Genomic DNA, 20,273 nt, shown 5'->3' with positions numbered 1-20,273 from the left:
GGCACTCTTCGTGCGTAACACCGTCAAGCTCACCGGCGCCGTCGCGGCCGCCGCCGCGTTCACCCTCGCCCTCGGCGCCTGCAGCGCCCCCTCGGACCCGGACACGGAGAAGAAGGACGACGCGAGCTCCCCGCTCGTCGTCGGCGCCACCTCCGTCCCGCACGCCGAGATCCTGGAGTACGTCAAGAAGGACCTGGCGCCCAAGGAGGGCCTCAAGATCCAGGTCAAGACCTTCGACGACTACCAGCTGATCAACCCGGCGACCAAGGACAGCAGCCTGGACGCCAACTACTTCCAGACCAAGGAATTCCTGGACGACTGGAACAAGAAGAACGACGGCAGCATCGAGCCCGTCGTCAACGTCCACGTCGAGCCGATGGGCGTCTACTCCAAGAAGCTCGACAAGCTCGCCGAGCTGAAGTCCGGCGACACCGTCGGCGTGCCCAACGACGCCAGCAACGAGGCCCGCGCCCTGAAGCTGCTCGACAAGGCCGGCGCCATCGAGCTCAAGGCCGACGCCCCCGCCGTCCCCGGCCTGAACGACATCAAGGACAAGAAGGGCCTGAACATCAAGGAGTCCAAGGCGGAACTCCTGGCCCCGCAGCTGAGCGACTACGACGCCGCGGTCATCAACGGCAACTACGCCATCGCCGCCAAGCTCAGCCCCAAGACGGACTCCCTGGCCATCGAGTCGGCCAAGAACAGCCCCTACGCGAACTTCCTCGCCGTCGACAAGAGCAAGAAGAACGACGCGCGCGTGCAGAAGCTCGCGAAGCTGCTCAACTCCGACCAGGTCAAGAAGTACATCGAGACCCACTACAAGGACGGCTCGGTGCTGCCCTCCTTCAGCAAGGCGAGCTGACCCCACCCAGCACGGCGGCCGCCCCCGCCACCCGCCCGTACGACGGCCCGTACCTGCCTTATCAGCGCAGATGCGGGCCGTCATACTTGGCACATTCGCAGGCAGATGCTGCATGCTTGTGCACTCAAGACGGGCCGGAGCGCCCGAACGTATTCGCGGAGCTTTACGGAGCTTTACGGTCCACGGCGTGGGAGCAGCTGCATGACATCCACCTTTCCGGACATCTCCATCAGCACGGAGCGTCTGGTGCTGCGCCCCTTCGACGACACGGACATCCCCGCCCTCGGCGACATGATGAACGACGAAGCCGTCGCCGCCTGGACCGCCCACCCCTTCCCGTACACCACGGAGCACGCCCGGGAATGGGTCACCAGCGGCGCCCCGGCCGTGCGCACCTCAGGCCGCGGACTCGCCTTCGCCGTCACCGAATTCCTCACCCAGCGCCTGGTCGGCGCGGTCCGCATCGACCACACCGACTGGCGGATACGCGGCGCCGAACTCTCCTACATCACCGCCCCCTGGGCCCGCGGCGAGGGCTACGCCTGCGAGTCCGCGCTCGCCGTCGCGCAGTGGCTCTTCCGCGACCAGAAGTTCGAGCGCCTGGAGCTGCGCACGCCCGCCGACAACTCCGCCGCCCAGCAGGTCGCCCAGAAGCTCGGCTGCATCAGCGAGGGCGTGCTCCGCAACGCCTGGATAGCCCGCTCCCGCACCGAGGACGGCGGCTGGACCGACATCCGTACCGACCTCATCGTGTGGAGCCTGCTGCCCGAGGACTTCGACGGCCTCCCGGACCGCACGGAGGACGCGGGCGGCTTCGCGTATCCGGAGTGGCGCTGAGGGACGGCGCAGAAGGGCGCCGCGGCACGGCCGGGCGCCCGGGGTACCCTCACCTGATCCACCCCCGCACGACGGACGGCCCGCACCACGGACCGGCCGTACGGACCGCCCGCACGACGAGACCAGGAGACCTCAGCAGATGGCCGACCGCGTCACCGTGATCGGGTGGGACGGCTCGCCTCTGACCGCCGCCGCACGCTCCGCACTGAGCGCGGCGACCCTGGTGGCCGGTGCCGCCCACCACTTGGCGCTCAAGGAAGTACCGCCCGCCGCCGAACGCATCAGGCTCGGCAGCGTCGAGCTGGCCGCGCGCCGCATCGCCCAGCACCGCGGCACCGCCGTCGTACTCGCCGACGGCGACCCCGGCTTCTTCGGCGTCGTCCGCACCCTGCGCGCACCCGAACACGGCCTCGAAGTCGAGGTCGTACCGGCCGTCTCCTCCGTCGCCGCCGCCTTCGCCCGCGCCGGCATGCCCTGGGACGACGCCCAGATCGTCGTCGCCCACAGCCGCGACCTGCGCCGCGCCGTCAACGTCTGCCGCGCCCACACCAAGGTCGCCGTCCTCACCTCACCCGGCGCCGGACCCGCCGAACTCGCCCTCCTCCTGCGCGGCGTGCACCGCACCTTCGTCATCTGCGAGGCGCTCGGCACCACCCAGGAACAGGTGACGGTCCTCACCTCGGACAAGGCCGCCGACCACGTATGGCGCGACCCCAACGTCGTCATCGTGGTGGGCGGGCCGGCCGGCAGCGCCGCCACCCAGGGCACCGGCTGGCTCGCCGGCCGCGAGATCGGCTACCCCTCCGGGCCGCGCGGCTGGGGCCTCTCCGACAGCGCGTACGGAGGCGGCCTGACGGAGGGGGAGTCCGGCCAGCTCCGCACCGCCCAGCTCGCCCGCCTCGGGCCCGCCGTCGGCGACCTGGTGTGGGACATCGGCTCCGGCTCCGGCGCCGCCGCCGTGGAGGCCGCCCGCTTCGGCGCGGCCGTCATCGCCGTCGACGCCGACGAGGACGCCTGCGCCCGTACGACAGCGGTGAGCCGCCGGTACGGCGTACAGCTCCAGGTCGTGCACGGCCGCGCGCCCCAGGTACTCGAGGACCTCCCGGAGCCGGACGTCGTCCGCATCGGGGGCGGCGGCACGGCCGTGGTCACCGCCTGCGCGGCACGCCGCCCCGAACGCATCGTCACCCACGCCTCGACGCGCGACGAAGCGGAAGCGCTCGGCCGCGCGCTGGCCGACGGGGGCTACGAAGTCGAGTGCGCGCTCCTGCAGTCCGTCGAGCTGGACACCTCCGTATGGGTGGAGCGGGAGCGGGCGGTCGTCTTCCTCGTCTGCGGTTACCGCGTGCATCACCCCTGACCGGATCGGTCACCCGCGGGAGGTAGGCTGGCGGATCGTTGCGCCGCCGTTCCGCGATCGGAGTCGTGGGTCAATATCCGGAAAAGTCCGAGGTTTTGGCCGTACAAGATGCTCTTGAGGGCGGACGTGCCGCGAGGCGCGCTCGCTCGTTCTAGCTATGGGGGCGGTCGGCGCGTGCCGCGGTCGAGCGCGTCGGACGAGCGGTTGGAAGGAGCACTACCGATGGGCGAGGGGTACGCATGACCGACACCGGCCAGGTCCCGGGCGAGGGACTGCCGGAGAACGCAGGCGGACATCCCGGAGGGCCGCTCCCGGCGGCCGCTCCCGCCCCTGCCGACGCCGGCCAGCAGCAGCCGCACGACGCGTACGCGTACCTCGACACCGCCGAGCCGGCCGAGGACGACGACCTGCTGATGCCGGGCGCCCAGGGCGCCTGGGGCAGCGAGCCGCAGGCGCACGGCGAGCCGCAGGCCCCGTACGCCGACTACACCCCGGGCCGGGGTGCGGTGTACGACCCGGTGGCGGCGTACGACCCGACCCCGTACGAAACGGTGACCTACGGCGAGGAGCAGGCCGCGGGCCGCCCGGAGACGGCGCAGCCGCAGGCCGCCGCCCCGCAGCCGGGCGCGACGCCGCCCGGAGCGATGCCGGGCGCCCAGGGCGCGCTCCCGCAGCAGAGCACGCCCGCGCGCCGCCCGCTGCACATGGGACCGCCCGTCCCGGAGGCGCACACCGGTGGCGTGGTGCGCTCGCTCGCCGACCGCGGCCCCGCCGGCACCCCGCAGCCGCCCACGCGGCACGCGGGCCCGCCGACCATTGGACCCGAGTACTTGGACGTACCTCGCGACGAGGCACCGCGTGCGGACGCGCCGTCTGAGGACGCACCGCGTGCGGACGTACCGGTGGAGGACGCGCCGCGCGAGGAAGCACTGCGCGAGGAGCCGGGTGCGCTTCCCGAGGCCGTCCCGGGGCCGCTTCCGGAGGAAGGCGCCCCGGCCGGTCCGCTGCCGATGCCGGAGCCGGCGCAGCCCGAGCAGCCCGTGGCCGCGGCCATTCCGGCGCAGATGCCGGCTTGGGATGCGGCGCCGGTGGGCGAGGCGGTCGAGGCCGGTGCGGCTGAGGCCGGTACTGAGGCTGGTGCGGCTGCGGCTGGTGCTGAGGCCGTTGCGACCGAGGCCGCCGGTGCGGCTGTGGCGGACGTGGCGGCCGAGAGCGGACCGCAGTTCGTGGAGGCCGCGGAGCAGGCGCCTGCGGAGGCCGCGGCGCCGGGCGAGCAGGAGCCCGTCGAGCACGGTGTCGCGGCGCAGGCCGAGACGGAGACCGCCGCGGGGCACGACGCACCCAAGCCGGCTGCCGAGGCCGCCGCCGAGCCCGCCGCCGACGCGGAGGCCGGCGCCGTCGCCGACGCACAGCAGAACATCACCGAGGGCGAGCAGGGCCCCGCCGAGGCCGTACCGGCCGGTGCGGAGCAGCCCGCTGCGGAGCCCGTAGCAGAGGAACACGTGCACAACGAAGAGCAGGCCGTGGCCGAGCCCGAGGCGCCCGTCGCCGAGGCACAGCCGGACCGGGCCGCCGCGTCCGCCGAGGCGCAGGACGCCGCCGAGCTGGTGCAGCTGGGTGACGAGGCCGCGGAGGGCGCGGAGAGCGCCGACGGTGGTCCTGTGGCTGCCGAGGCCGTTGAGGGTGCGGAGTCCGCAGCGACTGTCGAGACCACCGAGCCCGATGAGTCTGCTGAGACGGCTGAGCCCGCTGAGGTGAAGGTGCCGCGGGCCCGGGGAGCGCGGTCGGCGGCCAGGACGAAGGCCGCGATCGACGCCGCCTTCGCGGACGACGCCGCGCCCGAGGCGGCGGCCGCACCGGAGGCCGAGGCAGCCGCGCAGCCCGAGGAGGCGCCCGTCGCGGAGGCGGCTCCCGCGGAGGCCGAGCCCGTCGCGGACGCGGCTCCCGAGGCCGCCGAGTCTGCCGCGGACGCGGCTCCCGAGGTCGCCGCGCCCGAGGCCGCGCCCGAGGCGGAGACGGCGCCCGACGCCGTCGCCGAGGAACCCGCTGTCACGAGCGAGACGGAAGAGGCCGCGCCGGTCGCCGACGCCCCTGAGGCCCCCGACGCCCCCGAGGCCGGCAGCGAGGCCCAGGCCGAGGACGGCACCGCGCCCGCGGAGGAGCCCGCCGAAGCCGCCCAGACAGCCGAGCCCGCCCCCGTACCGGAAGCCGAGCCCGCCCCGGTAGTGGAGACGGAGTCCGCCCCGGCCCCCGAGGCCGAGCCGGCGCCCGAGGCCGAGTCCACCCCTGCCCCGGAGACCGCCGCCGAAGCCGAGCAGGCCCCGGCCCCCGAGGCCGAGGAGCCCGCCACCGAGGCCGCGCCTGAGGCAGAGCCCGAGGCGGAGCCCGCCCCGGCCCTCGAAGCCGAGCCGGCGCCCGAGGCCGAGACCGAGCCCGAGGCCGAGACCGAGCCCGAGGCCGAAGAGGCCGCCCCGGAAGCGGACCTTGCCCCGGAAGCGACCCCTGAAGCGGCCGCCGAAGCAGCCCCCGAAGCCGAGACCACCCCCGCCCCCGAGGCGGAGGCCGAAGCCGCGCCCGAGGCCGAGGCCGCTCCCGAAGCCGACGTCGCCCCCCGCCCCGCCGACCCCGCCGCCGGTTACGCGGAGGAGGAGCGCGCCGCTGTACACCGCGTCATGCGGGAGCGGCGGGACATCCGTAACGGCTTCCGGAACGACCCGATCCCGAACGACGTGCTGCTGCGCGTCCTGGAGGCGGCGCACACCGCGCCCAGCGTCGGCCACTCCCAGCCCTGGGACTTCGTCGTCATCCGCTCCGCCGAGACCCGCGAGCGGATGCACGAGCTGGCGATGCAGCAGCGCGACGCGTACGCGAAGTCGCTGCCCAAGGCGCGCGCGAAGCAGTTCCGCGAGCTGAAGATCGAGGCGATCCTCGACACGCCGGTCAACATCGTCGTCACGGCCGACCCCACCCGCGGCGGCCGCCACACGCTCGGCCGGTACACCCAGCCGCAGATGGCCCCGTACAGCTCCGCGCTCGCCGTCGAGAACCTCTGGCTCGCCGCCCGCGCCGAGGGCCTCGGCGTCGGCTGGGTCAGCTTCTTCGACGAGCGCGAGATGGTCCGCGAGCTGGGCCTGCCCGAGCACCTGGAGATCGTCGCGTACCTCTGCGTGGGGTACGTCGACGAGTTCCCCGAGGAGCCCGAGCTGATGCAGGCCGGGTGGTCCAAGCGCCGCCCCCTGTCCTGGGTCGTGCACGAGGAGACGTACGGACGGCGCGCGCTGCCCGGCGCCGAGCCGCACGACCTGCTCCAGGAGACGCTGCAGGGCATCCGCCCGCTGGACGCCAAGGCGCTCGGCGACGCGTGGGAGCGGCAGAAGCGGATGACCAAGCCGGCCGGCGCGCTCGGCATGCTCGAGATCATCTCGGCGCAGCTGTGCGGCCTGTCGCGGAAGTGCCCGCCGCCCGTCCCGGAGCCCGCCGCGGTGGCGATCTTCGCGGGCGACCACGGCGTGCACGCGCAGGGCGTCACCCCCTGGCCCCAGGAGGTCACCGGCCAGATGGTCGGGAACTTCCTCGGCGGCGGCGCGGTCTGCAACGCCTTCGCGAACCAGGTCGGCGCGGAGGTCTGCGTCGTGGACGTCGGCGTGAAGTCCGAGCTGCCGGCCATGCCCGGGCTGCTGCCCCGCAACGTACGCGCCGGTACGGACGACATGACCGCCGGGCCCGCGATGTCCCGCGACGAGGTCCTCAAGGCGATCGAGGTCGGCATCGAGACCGCCCGCGACCTGGTGTCGGCCGGGAACAAGGCGCTCCTCACGGGCGAGATGGGGATCGCGAACACCACCGCTTCGGCGGCCCTGATCTCCGTGTACTCGGAGACCGACCCGGCCGAGGTCACCGGTCGCGGTACGGGCATCAACGACGAGACGCATGCCCGCAAGGTCGATGTCGTCCGCCGCGCCCTGGAGCTGCACAAGCCGGACCCGGCCGACCCGATCGGCGTCCTTGCGGCGGTCGGCGGCCTGGAGCACGCCGCGCTGGTCGGCCTGATCCTCGGCGGTGCCTCGCTGCGTACGCCGGTGATCCTGGACGGCGTCAGCACCGGCGCCGCGGCCCTGGTGGCCCGGGCCATCGCCCCCGAGGCGCTGGCCGCCTGCATCGCCGGCCACCGCAGCGCCGAGCCCGGCCACGTCGCGGCCCTGAACAAGCTGGGCCTGCGCCCGCTGGTCGACCTCGACCTGCGCCTCGGCGAGGGCACGGGCGCGCTGCTCGCCCTCCCGATCGTGCAGAGCGCGGCCCGCGCGATGCACGAGGTGGCCACGTTCGACTCCGCCGGAGTCACCGAGAAGGGCTGACCCCGCCCGGGCCGTACGGCCCGCCCGCGCATGACCGCCGGCCCGCAGCCAAATAGGCTGTGGGCCGGGACGCGTGGCCGCCGCACCGGCCGCACCACCACCCTCACGCCGCTCCAGCGCCGAAGCGGCCCCGCATCACCCGCACAAGGAGCCGTACCGCCATGGCCGTTCCCTCCGAGCACGCCGCTTATCCCGTCGGCCTGCGCCTGACCGGTCGCCGGGTCGTGGTGCTGGGCGGCGGCCAGGTCGCCCAGCGCCGGCTGCCCGCGCTGATCGCCGCCGGCGCCGACATTCTGCTGATCTCGCCGTCCGCCACCCCGTCGGTCGAGGCCATGGCGGACGCCGGCGAGCTGACCTGGGAGCGGCGTGGCTACCGGCCGGGCGACCTCGCGGACGCCTGGTACGCGCTGATCTCCACCGACGACGACGCGGCCAACGCCGCCGCCTCGGCCGAGGCCGAGGAGAACCGCGTCTGGGCCGTACGCTCCGACGACGCCGAGGCGGCCACCGCCTGGACGCCGGCCACCGGCCGCACCGAGGGCGTCACCGTCGCCGTCCTCAACACCGAGGGCGCGGGCCGCGACCCGCGCCGCGCCGCGTCGGTCCGCGACGCCATCGTCGAGGGCCTGCGGGACGGCACGATCGCCGCGCCGCACCACCGCCGCCGTACTCCCGGCGTCGCGCTGGTCGGCGGCGGCCCCGGCGACCCCGACCTGATCACGGTGCGCGGCCGCCGGCTGCTCGCCGAGGCCGACGTGGTGATCGCCGACCGGCTCGGCCCCCGCGACCTGCTGGACGAGCTGCCGCCGCACGTCGAGGTCATCGATGCGGCGAAGATCCCGTACGGCCGGTACATGGCCCAGGAGGCCATCAACCAGGCGCTCATCGAGCACGCGCAGGCCGGCAAGGCCGTGGTGCGCCTCAAGGGCGGCGACCCGTTCGTCTTCGGGCGCGGCATGGAGGAGGCCGAGGCGCTGGCCGAGGCGGGCATCACCTGTACGGTCGTGCCCGGTATCTCCAGCTCCATCAGCGTCCCGGGCGCGGTCGGCGTGCCGGTCACGCACCGCGGCGTGGCCCACGAGTTCACGGTCGTCAGCGGCCATGTCGCGCCCGACGACCCGCGCTCCCTCGTCGACTGGGCCTCGCTCGCCAAGCTGCGCGGCACGCTGGTGATCCTGATGGGCGTGGACAAGATCGCCTCCATCGCCGCGGCGCTGACCCAGCACGGGCGCGCCGCCGACACCCCGGTCGCCGTGATCCAGGAGGGCACGATGGCCACCCAGCGCCGCGTCGACGCCACGCTGGAGACCGTCGGAGCGCGGGTCAAGGAGGAAGACGTCCGCCCGCCGGCCGTCATCGTCATCGGCGACGTGGTGAACGCGGCGAAGACCTTCGCCCCGGCAAGCCGCAGCTGAAGCGCCCCGGAAGCCGAAGCGCCGCGCGGAGGACCGTCACTCCGGGCCCCCGCAGTGACGCTTCTCCACCTGGCCCCCCTTTAACTGGGGTTATACAGGGGTGCGGGCGCGAGCAGCGGGTTGTCCACAGGGCATCCTCTCCGCTCGCTGCCCGTAACCGCAGGTAACAAATGCGGTCCCCGGCATGGGAACCGCGACGACGACAAGGCACGATCGACCCGTGGCAGACATCATCACCGTCGACGACCCCGACGACCCCCGGCTGCGCGACTACACCGGCCTCACCGACGTGGAGCTGCGGCGGCGCCGCGAACCGGCCGAGGGGCTGTTCATCGCCGAGGGCGAGAAGGTGATCCGGCGCGCCAAGCACGCCGGGTACGAGATGCGGTCCATGCTGCTCTCCGCCAAGTGGGTCGACGTCATGCGGGACGTCATCGACGAGGTGCCGGCTCCTGTGTACGCGGTGGACCCCAAGCTCGCCGAGCAGGTGACCGGCTACCACGTACACCGGGGCGCGCTCGCCTCCATGCAGCGCAAGCCGCTCCCGGATGCGGGCGAGCTGCTCGCCTCCGCGCGCCGCGTCGTCGTCATGGAAGCGGTCAACGACCACACCAACATCGGCGCGATCTTCCGCAGCGCGGCGGCGCTCGGCATGGACGCCGTACTGCTGTCACCGGACTGCGCCGACCCGCTCTACCGGCGGTCGGTGAAGGTGTCCATGGGGGCGGTGTTCTCCGTACCGTACGCGCGCCTGGAGCAGTGGCCCCGGAGCCTGGAGACCGTACGGGAGGCGGGCTTCAAGCTGCTCGCGCTCACGCCCGACGAGAAGGCCACCGCCATCGACGAGGCCGCGCCGCACAGCCTGGAGCGGGCCGCGCTGATGCTCGGGGCCGAGGGCGACGGGCTGTCCCGGCAGGCCCTGGTCGCGGCGGACGAATGGGTCCGCATCCCGATGGCGCACGGCGTCGACTCGCTGAACGTCGGCGCGGCCGCCGCGGTCGCCTTCTATGCGGTGGCTACGGGGCGACCGGGGACGTCGGCCTGAGCCGACGATCCGGTACCGGACGGTCCGAGCCTGATCGGTACCGGACGGTCCGAGCCCGATCGGTACCGGACGGTCCGAGCCCGATCGGTACGGGACGGTCCGACCCTCGGACTACGGGTGAGGGTCGGCGTCCGTCGGTGTACCCGGCACGTGAGCGTCCGCCGCGTGCGTGTCCTGGCCGTGCACCGACTCCTGTACCGAGCTCTGTACGCCCTGGCCGTGCGCCGAGCCCAGTACCCCCAGCCCCCGCGTCGGCCCCTGGCAGCCCTGGGCCGCCGCGATGCCCAGGGCCACGAGCAGCGTCACCGTGACGAACACGATGAGCCGCTGGCGCAGCAGTCTGCGGTCGGGGCCCGCCGGGCGGCGGCCGCCCGAGGTCGCCCTGGCCGGACGTGAACCGTTTCGCCCAGCCGACCGCGCGCCCGGCACCCGGCCCGCCGCACGGCCGCCGGAGCGCCCGTTGGAGGGCGAGCCCGAGGACCGGCCGTTCGATCCGGGCCCCGCGCTCCTGCCGTTGGAGCCGGGGGAGGCCGAGCGGCCGTTGGAGCCCGCGGGTGCCGTCCGGCCGTTGGAGCCCGAGGCGGCCGAGCGGCCGTTGGACCCGGCGGGCGCGGACCTGCCGTTGGAGCCGGGAGAGGCCGAGCGCCCGTTGGAGCCCGCCGGCGCCGACCTGCCGTTGGAGCCCGCCGCCTGCCGACCGCTGTTCGCGCCCGGCACCGGGGGCCAGCCGTCGTGCGTGCCCGCCGCCGACCGCGAACCGGCCGGGCGGGAGACCGAGGGGCGCGAGGAGGACTGCGGACGCGGCGTGCCCGTACCGTGCCCCGGCGTGTGCCGCTCGTCCGCGCGCTGGCGTACGAAGTCCTCGGCGCGGCGCCCGCCGGGCCGCTCGGGCCCGCCCCGCTCCGTACGGAGCAGCGTCTCGCCGGGCAGACCGTCCACCGGGCCGTCGGACAGCCCGTGCGCCTCCCGCGCGGCGATCTCCTTCAGCCGCAGCGACAGCGTCAGCGTGCTCGGCCGCTCCGCCGGGTCTTTGGCCAGGCAGCCGGCCACCAGCGGCGCCAGCGCCTCCGGCACCCCGGCCAGCTGCGCCTCCTCGTGCACCACGCGGTACAGCATGACCTCGGAACTGCCGTGCCCGAAGGGTGAGTCCGCGGTACAGGCGTACGCCAGCGTGGCCCCCAGCGCGAAGATGTCCGTGGCGGGCGTGACGGCCGCGCCGCGCACCTGCTCGGGCGCGAGGAAGCCGGGCGAGCCGACGGCCGTGCCGACGTGCGTGAGCGTGCTCGCGCCGGTCGCCCAGGCGATGCCGAAGTCGATGATCCGCGGCCCCTTGGGGGACAGCAGGATGTTCGACGGCTTCAAGTCACGGTGGACGACGCCCGCGTCGTGGACGGCCAGCAACCCTTCGGACAGCGCGGCGCCGATCGTGGCGACCTGCGCCGGGGGCAGCGGGCCCTCGTCGTTGACCTTGTCGTGCAGCGAGGGGCCCGGGACGTACTGGGTCGCGAACCACGGCCGGTCCGCGTCCAGGTCGGCCGCCACCAGCCGCGCCGTGCAGCCGCCCCTGATGCGCCGCGCGGCCTGCACCTCGCGCGCGAACCGGGAGCGGAACTCGTGGTCCTCGGCCAGATCCGGGCGGATCACCTTCAGGGCCACCCGCTGGCCGCGCTTGTCGGACCCGAGGTAGACCACGCCCATCCCGCCGGCGCCCAGCCGGCGGTGCAGCCGGAACGAGCCGACGACCCGCGGATCCTCGCGCCGGAGCCGCATCATCGCCATGTCCGTCCCCTACCTGCGGTGGGGAGGCCCCACTCCGCTGCATCCGTCTGACGTGCCACAGCTTACGGATTGACGGGGCGTCGCGCTGTCAGGCCGCGCATGCGTCGGCCATGGATTGCCGGCGGCGCGCGTGCGGTGTGCGCGGCGGACCCGGAATCGGCGCCCCTCCGCGCCGAGTTCCGCGCCCCGCCCTCAAGCGTCGGACACAGCAGGGAGTTTGGCGCGCGGAGGGGTGACGGTCCGCCGGGGGTGCCGCCGCGGGGGTACGGGGACGGCGCGGCCCGGTACGGTGCGGCGGTCCGCCCACGGACCGGTCCGGCGGCCGGCGGGGGGAGTGGCGCGCGTGACCGAAGTCACGTGAAAGGGCCGTCACCGGGCATCACCGGTCATCACCGGGCGTCACAGGGCGCAGTCGGGCACTCCCTCCGGGATCTCCCCGAAAACCGGTACCGGATCTCCACCCACAGGAGTAGACGAGGGGCCGCGCCGTCATCCTCCTGGAGGCCCGCCGATCGGTACGTCGGGCTGACGTACCGGGGCCGCCGGCTGCCTAATGTGGAGGTCAGCGGTGGGCGCAAGCACTCGTCCCCCGAGGTTGGACGCCCACCGCTGCCAGGACGAACGGGAGACGGGGCGATGGCGGACACGGCGGGACGCACGGTTCTCCGTACGCACGCGGCTCTCCGTACGCAGGGGCGCAGGAGGGCTGCCGCGTCCGGCGGCCGGCAGCCGTCCGGCACCCGCCATCCGCTGGTCGCGGTGGCCATGGTGCTGCCCCTGGCGGCGCTGCTGGCCGTCGTCTTCGGCGGCTGGGAAGCCGTCGTCACACAGGCGTCGTCCGTGGCCGGAATGCTGGGGCGCTGACGCCCCCGGTCCCGGAAGAGCGGTCCGGGACCGGAGGCGTACGGCACTCCGGGGACAAGCCTCCGGCCGATTGACCCCGTGGGGACGGGGGTGCGGCGGACGGCACGAACGGCCGGGCATCTGGGGAGATGCCCGGCCGTTCGCGCGTCCGGAGCCGGGAGCCGGGAGCCGGGGGCCGATGGCCCCGGATGCCGGGGCCCTCACGTACGTACGCCCAGGCAGCCCTGCGTACGATCCCTGCGGCGGGGCCGGCCGGCGTGCGCCGCGCTCCAGGTCCGTACGCACCGAAGGGGAACGATGTCCCGCGCCCTGATACGCCGCCTGGCGGCGCTCTCCGCAGCCTCCGGGGCCGAGGACCCCGCAGACGCCGAGGACCCCGCAGCCCCCGTCGTCCTCGCCGACCGGCCCGACGGCACGGTGGTGCGCGGCGGACGGACCGTCGCCAAGGCGCACGCGCCCGACTGCGACGCCGCCGCGCTCGCCGTCCGGCTGCGCATCGCCGCCCACCCCCGTCTGCACGGCACGCTGCTGCCCCCGCTGCCCGTCACCGGCCCGGACGGCTACCTCGTCCGGTACGACGACGGCCGCCCGCTGACCCGCTGGCCGTACGGCCGGCCGGTCGCGCCGGACGACCCGGACGCCGCGCCCTGGGAGGGCGCTGCCCGGCTCCTCGCCCGGCTGCACGCCGTGGACCCGGAGACGCTGCCCGGCCCGGTCCCGCCGATGCGCGGCCCGGCGAAGGCCGCCCGCGCGCTGGCCCGGATGCGGGCCGCGCCCACCGCCGCCGTGCCGTCCCTGGCGGCCGCGGCACGCGCCGTCGAGGGCGGCTGGGCAGCGCTGCCGCCCTGGGCGCGCGACGAGGCGCCCGCGCCGGGCCCCGGCCTGCTCTGCCACGGCGACCTGCACCTGGGCCAGCTGGTGCGGCACCCCGCGCCGGACGGGCGCTGGCTGCTCATCGACGTCGACGACCTCGGCGTGGGGGAGGCCGGCTGGGATCTCGCCCGGCCCGCCGCCTGGTTCGCGAGCGGCCTGCTCGCCCCGGAGGTGTGGACGCGGTTCCTCGGTGCGTACCGGGCCGCCGGCGGCCGTGCCGTACGCCCCGAGGGCGACCCCTGGCCGGAACTGGACGTCCCCGCCCGCGCCCTGACGGTCCAGACCGCGGCGCTGGCCCTCGCCAAGGCCGCCCCGGAAGGCCGCCCGCTGGACGAAGTGGAGACCGCGCTCGTCGACTCCTGCGCGCGCATGGCCTGATGGCACCCTCCGGCGGCAGGCTGTTGCGCACCTGCTCCGGCGAGCAGCCGTCGCCCGCGCGCTCTGGTGACAACCTGTTACGTACCGGGGCAGTTGAGGCGCGATGCGAGTCGTAGGGTGAACACACCAACGGCGGACGGAGGTTCCGTCGCCGCCGCCGTGCGATCAGTAGGAGTTGAGCCGACATGCAGTGTCCCAAGTGCCATGCGCCGATGCACACGTACAACCGCAACGGGGTCCAGATCGAGCAGTGCGCGGGCTGCCGGGGGATTTTCCTGGACTACGGCGAGCTGGAGTCGCTGACCCGGCTGGAGTCCCAGTGGTCGCAGCAGGCCCCGCCGCCGCCCGCCCCGCCGGCCGCTCCGGCTCCGCAGGCGTACCCGGCCGCGCCGGCCTGGGGCGCCCCGCACCACGGCCACCATGGGCACCACGGACATCACGGCCACCGCAGCTTCGGCCGGATGCTCTTCTCCTCCTGAGTGCGGAAAGCAGAAGGGCCGGAGCGGATGCTCCGGCCCTTCCGTATGCCGTGTGGACGATACTGGGATTGAACCAGTGACCTCTTCCGTGTCAGGGAAGCGCTCTCCCGCTGAGCTAATCGTCCTCGGGACCACGGTCACTCCGCGGAGCGGACCATGGGCACTGCGTGCGCGATACTGGGATTGAACCAGTGACCTCTTCCGTGTCAGGGAAGCGCTCTCCCGCTGAGCTAATCGCGCGGGTTCGATCCTTATTAGATCATGGTCTTCGCGGACCGTGATCCGTGGGATCAGTGGACGATACTGGGATTGAACCAGTGACCTCTTCCGTGTCAGGGAAGCGCTCTCCCGCTGAGCTAATCGTCCTTGGAGGTGGAGACGGGATTTGAACCCGTGTAGACGGCTTTGCAGGCCGTTGCCTCGCCTCTCGGCCACTCCACCTGGAGTGCAGGGGTTCGGGAAGATCCCCCACTCAGAGCGGACAACGAGGCTCGAACTCGCGACCTCAACCTTGGCAAGGTTGCGCTCTACCAACTGAGCTATGTCCGCAGGTGCCTCCCTCAGACTACCGCCTGAGAGCTGCTGTCTTCGGTCGGCTTCCGCTTTTCGCTTCCGCGTCCCGGCGACGTGTTGAACTCTAGCGGATTCCTGGGCCAGTACAAAAACGCGTTTGTGCAGCGTGCTGCGGTGCGAGCTCGACCGGGGCGGGAGCGGGGGCGCCGTCCTAGACTCGACGGCGTGCCCGACCTCCCTCCTCTGGCCCGCTTCGGCGGCCTGATCGCCTCCGACCTGCGCGATGTCACCAGCGACCCCGCCGCCCTGGACTCCACCGGCTGGTGGGCCGTGGTGGCCGACTTCGAGGGCCGCCTGGTGTGCGCGCGCTTCGGGGACGTACGAAAGGACGCCGGGGGCACGGCAGGCCCTGCCCCCGGCGCGTGGCGCGGACCCGCGCGCGACGCCTGGACCAGCTCCCTGGACCGCGCCGCCTACACCGCGGGCGTACGCCGGATACGCGAGCACATCGCGGCCGGCGAGGTCTACCAGGCGAACCTCTGCCGAATTCTCTCCGCGCCGCTGCCCGACCCCGGGCGCGCGGACGTGGACGCGCTGACCGCGCTGCTGGCCCGCGGCAACCCCGCGCCGTATGCAGGAACGATCCGCCTCCCCGCGCACGGCGTCGAGGTCGCCACCGCCTCGCCCGAGCTCTACCTGCGCCGCGACGGCCGCACGGTCGAGTCCGGACCCATCAAGGGCACCGGCCGCACCGCCGATGACCTGCTGGAGAAGGACCACGCCGAGAACGTCATGATCGTCGACCTGGTCCGCAACGACATGGGACGGGTCTGCGCCACCGGCTCCGTCACCGTCCCCGCGCTCTGCGCCGTCGAGGCCCACCCCGGCCTGGTCCACCTGGTCTCCACCGTCCGCGGCGAACTCCGCGCCGGCGCGGGCTGGCCCGAACTGCTGATCGGCACCTTCCCGCCCGGCTCCGTCACCGGCGCGCCCAAGCGCAGCGCCCTGGACATCATCGAATCCCTGGAGACCGCGCCCCGCGGCCCGTACTGCGGCGGCATCGGCTGGGTCGACGCCGACCGCGGCACCGGTGAGCTCGCCGTCGGCATCCGCACCTTCTGGATCGACCGGCAGGCCGCCGCCGGGCCCGTCCTGCGCTTCGGCACCGGCGCCGGCATCACCTGGGGCTCCGACCCCGACCGCGAATGGGACGAGACCGAACTCAAGGCGGCCCGGCTGCTGGCGGTAGCGTCGGAGACGTACGAGACAACCGGAGGAGCGAAGCGATGAAGATCTGGCTCGACGGGGAGCTGCGGGACGCCGACAGCGCCCGGGTCTCCGTCTTCGACCACGGACTGACGGTGGGCGACGGCGTCTTCGAGACCGTGAAGGCGGAGCACGGCCGCGCCTTCGCGCTCACCCGGCACCTCCACCGGCTGACCACGTCCGCCCGGGGCCTCGGCCTGCCCGACCCCGACGAGGACGAAGTACGCCGCGCCTGCGACGCCGTCCTCGCCGCCAACCCCATGCCGCTCGGCCGGCTCCGGATCACCTACACCGGCGGCCACTCCCCGCTCGGCTCCGACCGCGGCGAGGAGCGCCCCACCCTGGTCGTCGCCCTCGGCGAGACCACCCGCAGGCCCGACACCACCGGGACGGTCACCGTCCCCTGGACCCGCAACGAACGCGGCGCGCTCACCGGCCTGAAGACCACCTCGTACGCCGAGAACGTCGTCGCCCTCGCCCGCGCCCGGCAGCACGGCGCCTCCGAGGCGCTGTTCGCCAACACCGTGGGGCAGCTCTGCGAGGGCACCGGCTCCAACGTCTTCGTCGTCCTCGACGGCGAACTGCACACCCCGCCGCTGGAATCCGGCTGCCTGGCCGGCATCACCCGCGCGCTGACCATCGAATGGACCGGCGCCAAGGAGACCGACCTGCCGTTCGACGCGCTGGAGCGGGCCGAGGAGATCTTCCTGACCTCCACGCTGCGCGACGTCCAGGCGGTCACCCGCAACGACGCCCGGCAGCTCGGCACCGACCCCGGCCCGGTCACCGCCAAGGCCATGCGGATCTTCGCCGAACGGTCCGCCGCGGACTTCGACCCGCGCTGAGCGCGGCGCCACGGGCCCGGCCGCCGAGGACTGCCGGCCGGGCCGAGGAGTGAGGAGCCGTACGCGGGTAGAACAACAGCGTGACCACAACGCTGCGCCCCACCGGACCGGAAGAGCGCCAGGAGGGCGGCGGCCGGGCCCGCACGTACGACGTCTGCGTCAACAGCCGCCCAGTGGGGCGGCTCCGGCTCGCCACCGACCCGCGCGCCGCACTGCCCACCGGCCGCCTCACCGACCTGTGGATAGCCGAGCCCGACCGGCGGCGCGGCCGCGCCACCGTCGCCGCCCTGGCCGCCGAGGAAGTGCTGCGCGGCTGGGGCTGCCGGCGCATCGAGTTCCTGGTGCCCGCCGGCGCCACGCCCGCGCTGCGGCTGAGCACGGCGCTCGGCTACACCGAGCGCGCCCGCCGGATGCGCAAGGAGCTCGGCACCCCGCCCACGCTGCCTCCCGGCAGCGTCGACCGGCCGCTGGACGACGCGGCGTACCCCGTCTGGCTCGCGGCCGCTCAGGACGAGTACGTACAGGCCATGGTCCGGCAGGGCGCGTCGGCCGAGCGCGCCGCCGAACTGGCGGACGCCGACCACCGGCTGCTGCTGCCCGACGGCCCGCACACCCCGGGACAGAGCCTGCGCGTACTGCGCCACGAGGGCACGGACGTGGGCACCGTCTGGACCGCGCTGCACGCGCCGGGACAGCCTGGCGGTTACGTGCACGACGTGCGGGTCGTGCCGGAGTACCGCGGACGCGGCCACGGGCGCACCCTGATGGGCATCGCCGAGCGGGAGTGCCTGGCGGCGGGCAGCCGCAGCCTCGGCCTGAACGTCTACGCCGACAACCCCACGGCGCGCGGGCTGTACGAGTCCCTCGGGTACCGCGTCATGGACCACCGGCTCTCGAAGCCGCTGCTGTGAGCGGCGGCCGGGCCGCTCGGTGATGAGCGGCCGCTGACGTTGCCCGGCGGTGAGCGGCCGCCGCGTTACTCGGCGGACGCCAGCAGCCGGTCCGCGATCTCCTCGATGCGGGCGCGCAGGCCCTCCTGGCTCTTGCCGCCGTCCAGCCGCTCGCCGCCGATGACGTACGTCGGCGTGCCCGTGACCCCGATCGCCTTGCCCTCGGCCTGGTCCGCGTCGACGATCAGCAGATGCCGGCCGTCGATCAGCGCGGTGTCCAGCTCCTCGGCGTCCAGGCCCAGCTCCCCGGCCACCTTCACCAGCAGCTTCTCGCCCTGCTTGGCCAGCTCGTCCGTGCGCCCGAGGACGGCCTCCACGTACGCCCAGCCCTGTCCCTGCTCGATGGCCTCTTCAGCGGCCTGCGCGGCGGCGTAGGCGTGCTTGTGCTTCTCCAGCGGGAAGTGGCGCAGCCGGATCTCCAGCCGGTCGCCGTAGCGCTCGCGCAGCGCGCGCAGGTCGTCCAGGGCGGCGTGGCAGTCGGGGCACTGCAGCTCGCACCAGACGTCCAGGACGGGCGGGGCGGCGGCTGCGGGGGAGGAAGCGTCGTTCATGGGGCCAGTCTTCCAGCCCGCGCGGCCCCGGCCGAACCGGTACCGGGGTCCGTCGGCCCCCGCCGAACCGGTACCTGCGGAGGATCCGGACCCCGAGATGCCCCCGAGCGTCGGCCGGGCCGTGGCCTCCGCGCCGGGCGAGGGGGCACGATGGGGGGAGAACCGTCCACCGCAGGAGGACCCGATGCTGACCTCGACCGTCTGCGCCGTGCTGTCGGTGGCCGGCCTGGGCATCGCCGCGCTGACCGCCTTCCGCCGGCGCTTCCTCGCCGCGACGCGCATCGCGGCCTTCGCGCTGATCCCGGCCGGACTGGTCATGACCGGTGTCATCGACTGGATCACGGACCTGGTCTTCAAGCCGACCGTGTGGGCGGGCTTCGGCGTACTGGCACTCTCGGCCCTGCTGTTCCTGGTGAGCCGGGCGGCCGAGCGCCGGTCCATGAGCCGCAGGGAACGCCGCGCCGCGGCCGAGGCGGCGGGCTCCGCCGTGCCGAGCGCCGGCCGGGCTGCCGTCGGCCCGTCGGCTGCCTACGGGGCGAATCGAACGAACACGTCCCCCCAGCAGGGGGTTACCCAAGGGCGGGGCGCGGGAAGCCAGTCGGGTGCCGGGGCCGGTGGCCGCTCCGGTGCCGGGTCCGGTGAGCGCCCCGGTGCCCGCTCCGGGGGTGTCGGCTCCGGCGACGCGGACGACTTCTCCGATATCGAAGCCATCCTGAAAAAGCACGGGATCTGAGGAACTGCCCCTCCTGCGGGGGAATCTCCCGCCCCTCGTGTCGATCACCTGCGCCATGATCTCCGCGAGATGAACGATGAGTGCGCCCTGACCCGGGAGAACGCTCCCCGGGCCCCTGAATCCCGCGGCTGTCTCTTCGCCCTGTCCCAGCCGCCCCTGATGCTCTTCCTCGCCGTCATCGGCGTCCTGCTCCTGGTGGGCGCCGTGCACGACCTTTTCTTGCTCTAGTCCTTGCTCCGGCGCCTCCGGCAGGGGCTCAGCTCGCGGCCTCGCGGCGGCGCGCCCGGTACGCGGCGACGTGCAGGCGGTTGCCGCAGGTCCGGCTGTCGCAGTAGCGGCGCGAGCGGTTGCGGGAGAGGTCGACGAAGGCGTGCCGGCAGTCCGGTGCCTCGCAGCGTCGCAGCCGCTCCCGCTCGCCGGCGACGACGAGGAACGCCAGCGCCATCCCGCCGTCCGCCGCGAGGTGGTCGGCGACCGAGGCGCCGGGCGCGAAGTAGTGCACGTGCCAGTCGTACCCGTCGTGGTCGGTCAGCCGCGGCGTGGTGCCGGCCGCCGCCACCAGCGAATTCAGCAGCTCGGCCGCGCTGCGGTCGTCGTCCGCCGCGAAGACCTGCGCGAATCTCGCCCGTACGGAGCGTACGGAAGCCAGGTCCCGTTCGGTGAGCGTGCCCACATCGCTGAAGGCGTTGCGTGCGACGAACTCGTGCAGGGACGGCACGTCGCTGAGGGCGTCCGGGGCCGATGGGGCCCCGCCCTCGGGCGCGGTGTTCAGGAGGTCGACGACCGCCTCCAGCGCGCACCGGGTGTCGTGGGTGATCATCACGGGTCGCTCCCAGGCCGGGAGGGGCGGATTCTGCCGCCCCCCGGGATCCATGTGCGGTGGCCGGTGATCTCCAGCGATCGACCGGCCGCCCCTTGCCGAATGGTCGCCGACTCTAGCGCCTCCAACAAGGCCGGGCGGCCACCGGTGCCGCAGGTCTCCCCGGCTCCCCGCCGCCCGTCCGGGCCGGTCAGCACGGAAGCGGCGCCCGGCCCGGCACGGCAGCGGCGCCCGCTCAGTACCGGAGCCACGCCCGCTCAGTACGGCAGCGGCGGGGGGGGGGGGGGGGGGGGGGCGGGCGCGCCGCCGCGGGGGGGGGGGGGGGGGGGTTGTGGGGTCGGCGAGGGG

The 20,273-nt window shown here is 74.3% G+C and carries 17 protein-coding genes and 5 tRNA genes; 14 read left to right on the top strand and 8 right to left on the bottom strand.

Going from position 1 to position 20,273, the window contains the following annotated elements:
- Positions 1-10 precede the first annotated feature (10 nt).
- The 6 genes from ACIGXO_RS27780 to ACIGXO_RS27755 all read left to right on the top strand — a co-directional run bounded on the left by ACIGXO_RS27780 (position 11) and on the right by ACIGXO_RS27755 (position 9,874).
- The gene (locus ACIGXO_RS27780; protein ID WP_399792211.1) at positions 11-862 is read left to right on the top strand and encodes a MetQ/NlpA family ABC transporter substrate-binding protein; all 852 of its coding nucleotides are present in this window, start codon (positions 11-13) and stop codon (positions 860-862) included.
- 201 nt (positions 863-1,063) lie between these two features.
- Positions 1,064-1,699 carry a GNAT family N-acetyltransferase gene (locus ACIGXO_RS27775; RefSeq protein ID WP_399792209.1) on the top strand — a complete coding sequence of 212 codons (636 nt, stop codon included), beginning with the start codon at positions 1,064-1,066 and terminating at the stop codon, positions 1,697-1,699.
- A 139-nt stretch (positions 1,700-1,838) separates the two neighbouring features.
- The gene (gene cbiE, locus ACIGXO_RS27770; RefSeq protein WP_399792207.1) at positions 1,839-3,059 is read left to right on the top strand and encodes a precorrin-6y C5,15-methyltransferase (decarboxylating) subunit CbiE; all 1,221 of its coding nucleotides are present in this window, start codon (positions 1,839-1,841) and stop codon (positions 3,057-3,059) included.
- 239 nt (positions 3,060-3,298) lie between these two features.
- A complete protein-coding gene (gene cobT, locus ACIGXO_RS27765; RefSeq protein ID WP_399792205.1) occupies positions 3,299-7,414 on the top strand; it encodes a nicotinate-nucleotide--dimethylbenzimidazole phosphoribosyltransferase in 4,116 nt (1,371 codons plus the stop codon).
- A gap of 161 nt (positions 7,415-7,575) precedes the next feature.
- Positions 7,576-8,829 (top strand): uroporphyrinogen-III C-methyltransferase, encoded by a 1,254-nt coding sequence (cobA, locus tag ACIGXO_RS27760; protein ID WP_399792203.1) that lies wholly within the window; start codon positions 7,576-7,578, stop codon positions 8,827-8,829.
- Between the two features lie 220 nt (positions 8,830-9,049).
- Positions 9,050-9,874 (top strand): TrmH family RNA methyltransferase, encoded by an 825-nt coding sequence (locus ACIGXO_RS27755; RefSeq protein ID WP_399792201.1) that lies wholly within the window; start codon positions 9,050-9,052, stop codon positions 9,872-9,874.
- Between the two features lie 111 nt (positions 9,875-9,985).
- Here ACIGXO_RS27755 and ACIGXO_RS27750 read toward each other — a convergent pair whose 3' ends face one another.
- Entirely contained in the window at positions 9,986-11,653 is a 1,668-nt protein-coding gene (locus ACIGXO_RS27750) for a protein kinase (RefSeq protein ID WP_399792199.1), read from the bottom strand.
- 636 nt (positions 11,654-12,289) lie between these two features.
- On the opposite strand from ACIGXO_RS27750, the gene ACIGXO_RS27745 reads away from it, so the two are divergent.
- The 3 genes from ACIGXO_RS27745 (at position 12,290) to ACIGXO_RS27735 (ending at position 14,247) form a co-directional block, all read left to right on the top strand.
- Positions 12,290-12,517: a hypothetical protein gene (locus tag ACIGXO_RS27745; RefSeq protein WP_399792197.1), complete on the top strand. Its 228-nt coding sequence runs from the start codon at positions 12,290-12,292 to the stop codon at positions 12,515-12,517.
- Positions 12,518-12,814: 297 nt separating this feature from the next.
- Positions 12,815-13,768, top strand: coding sequence for a phosphotransferase family protein (locus tag ACIGXO_RS27740; protein ID WP_399792195.1), 954 nt, complete (start codon positions 12,815-12,817; stop codon positions 13,766-13,768).
- Between the two features lie 185 nt (positions 13,769-13,953).
- Positions 13,954-14,247: a zf-TFIIB domain-containing protein gene (locus tag ACIGXO_RS27735; protein WP_399792193.1), complete on the top strand. Its 294-nt coding sequence runs from the start codon at positions 13,954-13,956 to the stop codon at positions 14,245-14,247.
- Between the two features lie 53 nt (positions 14,248-14,300).
- Here the strand turns inward: ACIGXO_RS27735 and ACIGXO_RS27730 are convergent.
- The 5 genes from ACIGXO_RS27730 to ACIGXO_RS27710 form a co-directional block, all read right to left on the bottom strand.
- A tRNA-Val gene (locus ACIGXO_RS27730) sits at positions 14,301-14,372 on the bottom strand.
- 43 nt (positions 14,373-14,415) lie between these two features.
- Positions 14,416-14,487: transfer RNA gene (locus tag ACIGXO_RS27725), tRNA-Val, on the bottom strand.
- Between the two features lie 54 nt (positions 14,488-14,541).
- Positions 14,542-14,613: transfer RNA gene (locus ACIGXO_RS27720), tRNA-Val, on the bottom strand.
- Between the two features lies 1 nt (position 14,614).
- A tRNA-Cys gene (locus ACIGXO_RS27715) sits at positions 14,615-14,688 on the bottom strand.
- 35 nt (positions 14,689-14,723) lie between these two features.
- Positions 14,724-14,796 (bottom strand) — tRNA-Gly (locus ACIGXO_RS27710).
- Between the two features lie 189 nt (positions 14,797-14,985).
- Between ACIGXO_RS27710 and ACIGXO_RS27705 the strand changes: the two genes are divergently transcribed.
- From ACIGXO_RS27705 to ACIGXO_RS27695, 3 genes are all read left to right on the top strand, one after another.
- Entirely contained in the window at positions 14,986-16,050 is a 1,065-nt protein-coding gene (locus ACIGXO_RS27705; protein ID WP_399792191.1) for a chorismate-binding protein, read from the top strand.
- The gene (locus ACIGXO_RS27700) at positions 16,047-16,871 is read left to right on the top strand and encodes an aminotransferase class IV (RefSeq protein ID WP_399792189.1); all 825 of its coding nucleotides are present in this window, start codon (positions 16,047-16,049) and stop codon (positions 16,869-16,871) included. The genes ACIGXO_RS27705 and ACIGXO_RS27700 overlap by 4 nt, the downstream gene beginning before the upstream one ends.
- Before the next feature lie 80 nt (positions 16,872-16,951).
- A complete protein-coding gene (locus ACIGXO_RS27695; protein ID WP_399792187.1) occupies positions 16,952-17,782 on the top strand; it encodes a GNAT family N-acetyltransferase in 831 nt (276 codons plus the stop codon).
- A gap of 65 nt (positions 17,783-17,847) precedes the next feature.
- On the opposite strand, the gene ACIGXO_RS27690 is transcribed toward ACIGXO_RS27695, so the two are convergent.
- Positions 17,848-18,372, bottom strand: a complete 525-nt coding sequence (locus ACIGXO_RS27690) for a DsbA family protein (protein ID WP_399792185.1) — start codon at positions 18,370-18,372, stop codon at positions 17,848-17,850.
- Positions 18,373-18,556: 184 nt separating this feature from the next.
- Between ACIGXO_RS27690 and ACIGXO_RS27685 the strand changes: the two genes are divergently transcribed.
- Positions 18,557-19,105 (top strand): hypothetical protein, encoded by a 549-nt coding sequence (locus ACIGXO_RS27685; protein ID WP_399792183.1) that lies wholly within the window; start codon positions 18,557-18,559, stop codon positions 19,103-19,105.
- Between the two features lie 69 nt (positions 19,106-19,174).
- Positions 19,175-19,333, top strand: a complete 159-nt coding sequence (locus ACIGXO_RS27680) for a hypothetical protein (RefSeq protein WP_399792181.1) — start codon at positions 19,175-19,177, stop codon at positions 19,331-19,333.
- Between the two features lie 28 nt (positions 19,334-19,361).
- Here ACIGXO_RS27680 and ACIGXO_RS27675 read toward each other — a convergent pair whose 3' ends face one another.
- Positions 19,362-19,928 carry a CGNR zinc finger domain-containing protein gene (locus tag ACIGXO_RS27675; protein WP_031062775.1) on the bottom strand — a complete coding sequence of 189 codons (567 nt, stop codon included), beginning with the start codon at positions 19,926-19,928 and terminating at the stop codon, positions 19,362-19,364.
- Positions 19,929-20,273 lie beyond the last annotated feature (345 nt).

The organism is Streptomyces sp. NPDC053542 (genome assembly GCF_044544685.1).
In the GTDB taxonomy this organism is placed as follows: domain Bacteria; phylum Actinomycetota; class Actinomycetes; order Streptomycetales; family Streptomycetaceae; genus Streptomyces.
This window is presented reverse-complemented; position numbering and strand designations above follow the sequence as displayed.

What these genes read in the sequence shown, in the direction of transcription:
- ACIGXO_RS27775 (WP_399792209.1), top strand. Translation starts at nt 1,064, where the DNA reads ATGACATCCACCTTTCCGGACATCTCCATCAGCACGGAGCGTCTGGTG.
- cbiE (WP_399792207.1), top strand. Translation starts at nt 1,839, where the DNA reads ATGGCCGACCGCGTCACCGTGATCGGGTGGGACGGCTCGCCTCTGACC.
- cobT (WP_399792205.1), top strand. Translation starts at nt 3,299, where the DNA reads ATGACCGACACCGGCCAGGTCCCGGGCGAGGGACTGCCGGAGAACGCA.
- cobA (WP_399792203.1), top strand. Translation starts at nt 7,576, where the DNA reads ATGGCCGTTCCCTCCGAGCACGCCGCTTATCCCGTCGGCCTGCGCCTG.
- ACIGXO_RS27750 (WP_399792199.1), bottom strand. Translation starts at nt 11,653, where the DNA reads ATGGCGATGATGCGGCTCCGGCGCGAGGATCCGCGGGTCGTCGGCTCG.
- ACIGXO_RS27745 (WP_399792197.1), top strand. Translation starts at nt 12,290, where the DNA reads ATGGCGGACACGGCGGGACGCACGGTTCTCCGTACGCACGCGGCTCTC.
- ACIGXO_RS27740 (WP_399792195.1), top strand. Translation starts at nt 12,815, where the DNA reads ATGTCCCGCGCCCTGATACGCCGCCTGGCGGCGCTCTCCGCAGCCTCC.
- ACIGXO_RS27735 (WP_399792193.1), top strand. Translation starts at nt 13,954, where the DNA reads ATGCAGTGTCCCAAGTGCCATGCGCCGATGCACACGTACAACCGCAAC.
- ACIGXO_RS27700 (WP_399792189.1), top strand. Translation starts at nt 16,047, where the DNA reads ATGAAGATCTGGCTCGACGGGGAGCTGCGGGACGCCGACAGCGCCCGG.
- ACIGXO_RS27690 (WP_399792185.1), bottom strand. Translation starts at nt 18,372, where the DNA reads ATGAACGACGCTTCCTCCCCCGCAGCCGCCGCCCCGCCCGTCCTGGAC.
- ACIGXO_RS27685 (WP_399792183.1), top strand. Translation starts at nt 18,557, where the DNA reads ATGCTGACCTCGACCGTCTGCGCCGTGCTGTCGGTGGCCGGCCTGGGC.
- ACIGXO_RS27680 (WP_399792181.1), top strand. Translation starts at nt 19,175, where the DNA reads ATGAACGATGAGTGCGCCCTGACCCGGGAGAACGCTCCCCGGGCCCCT.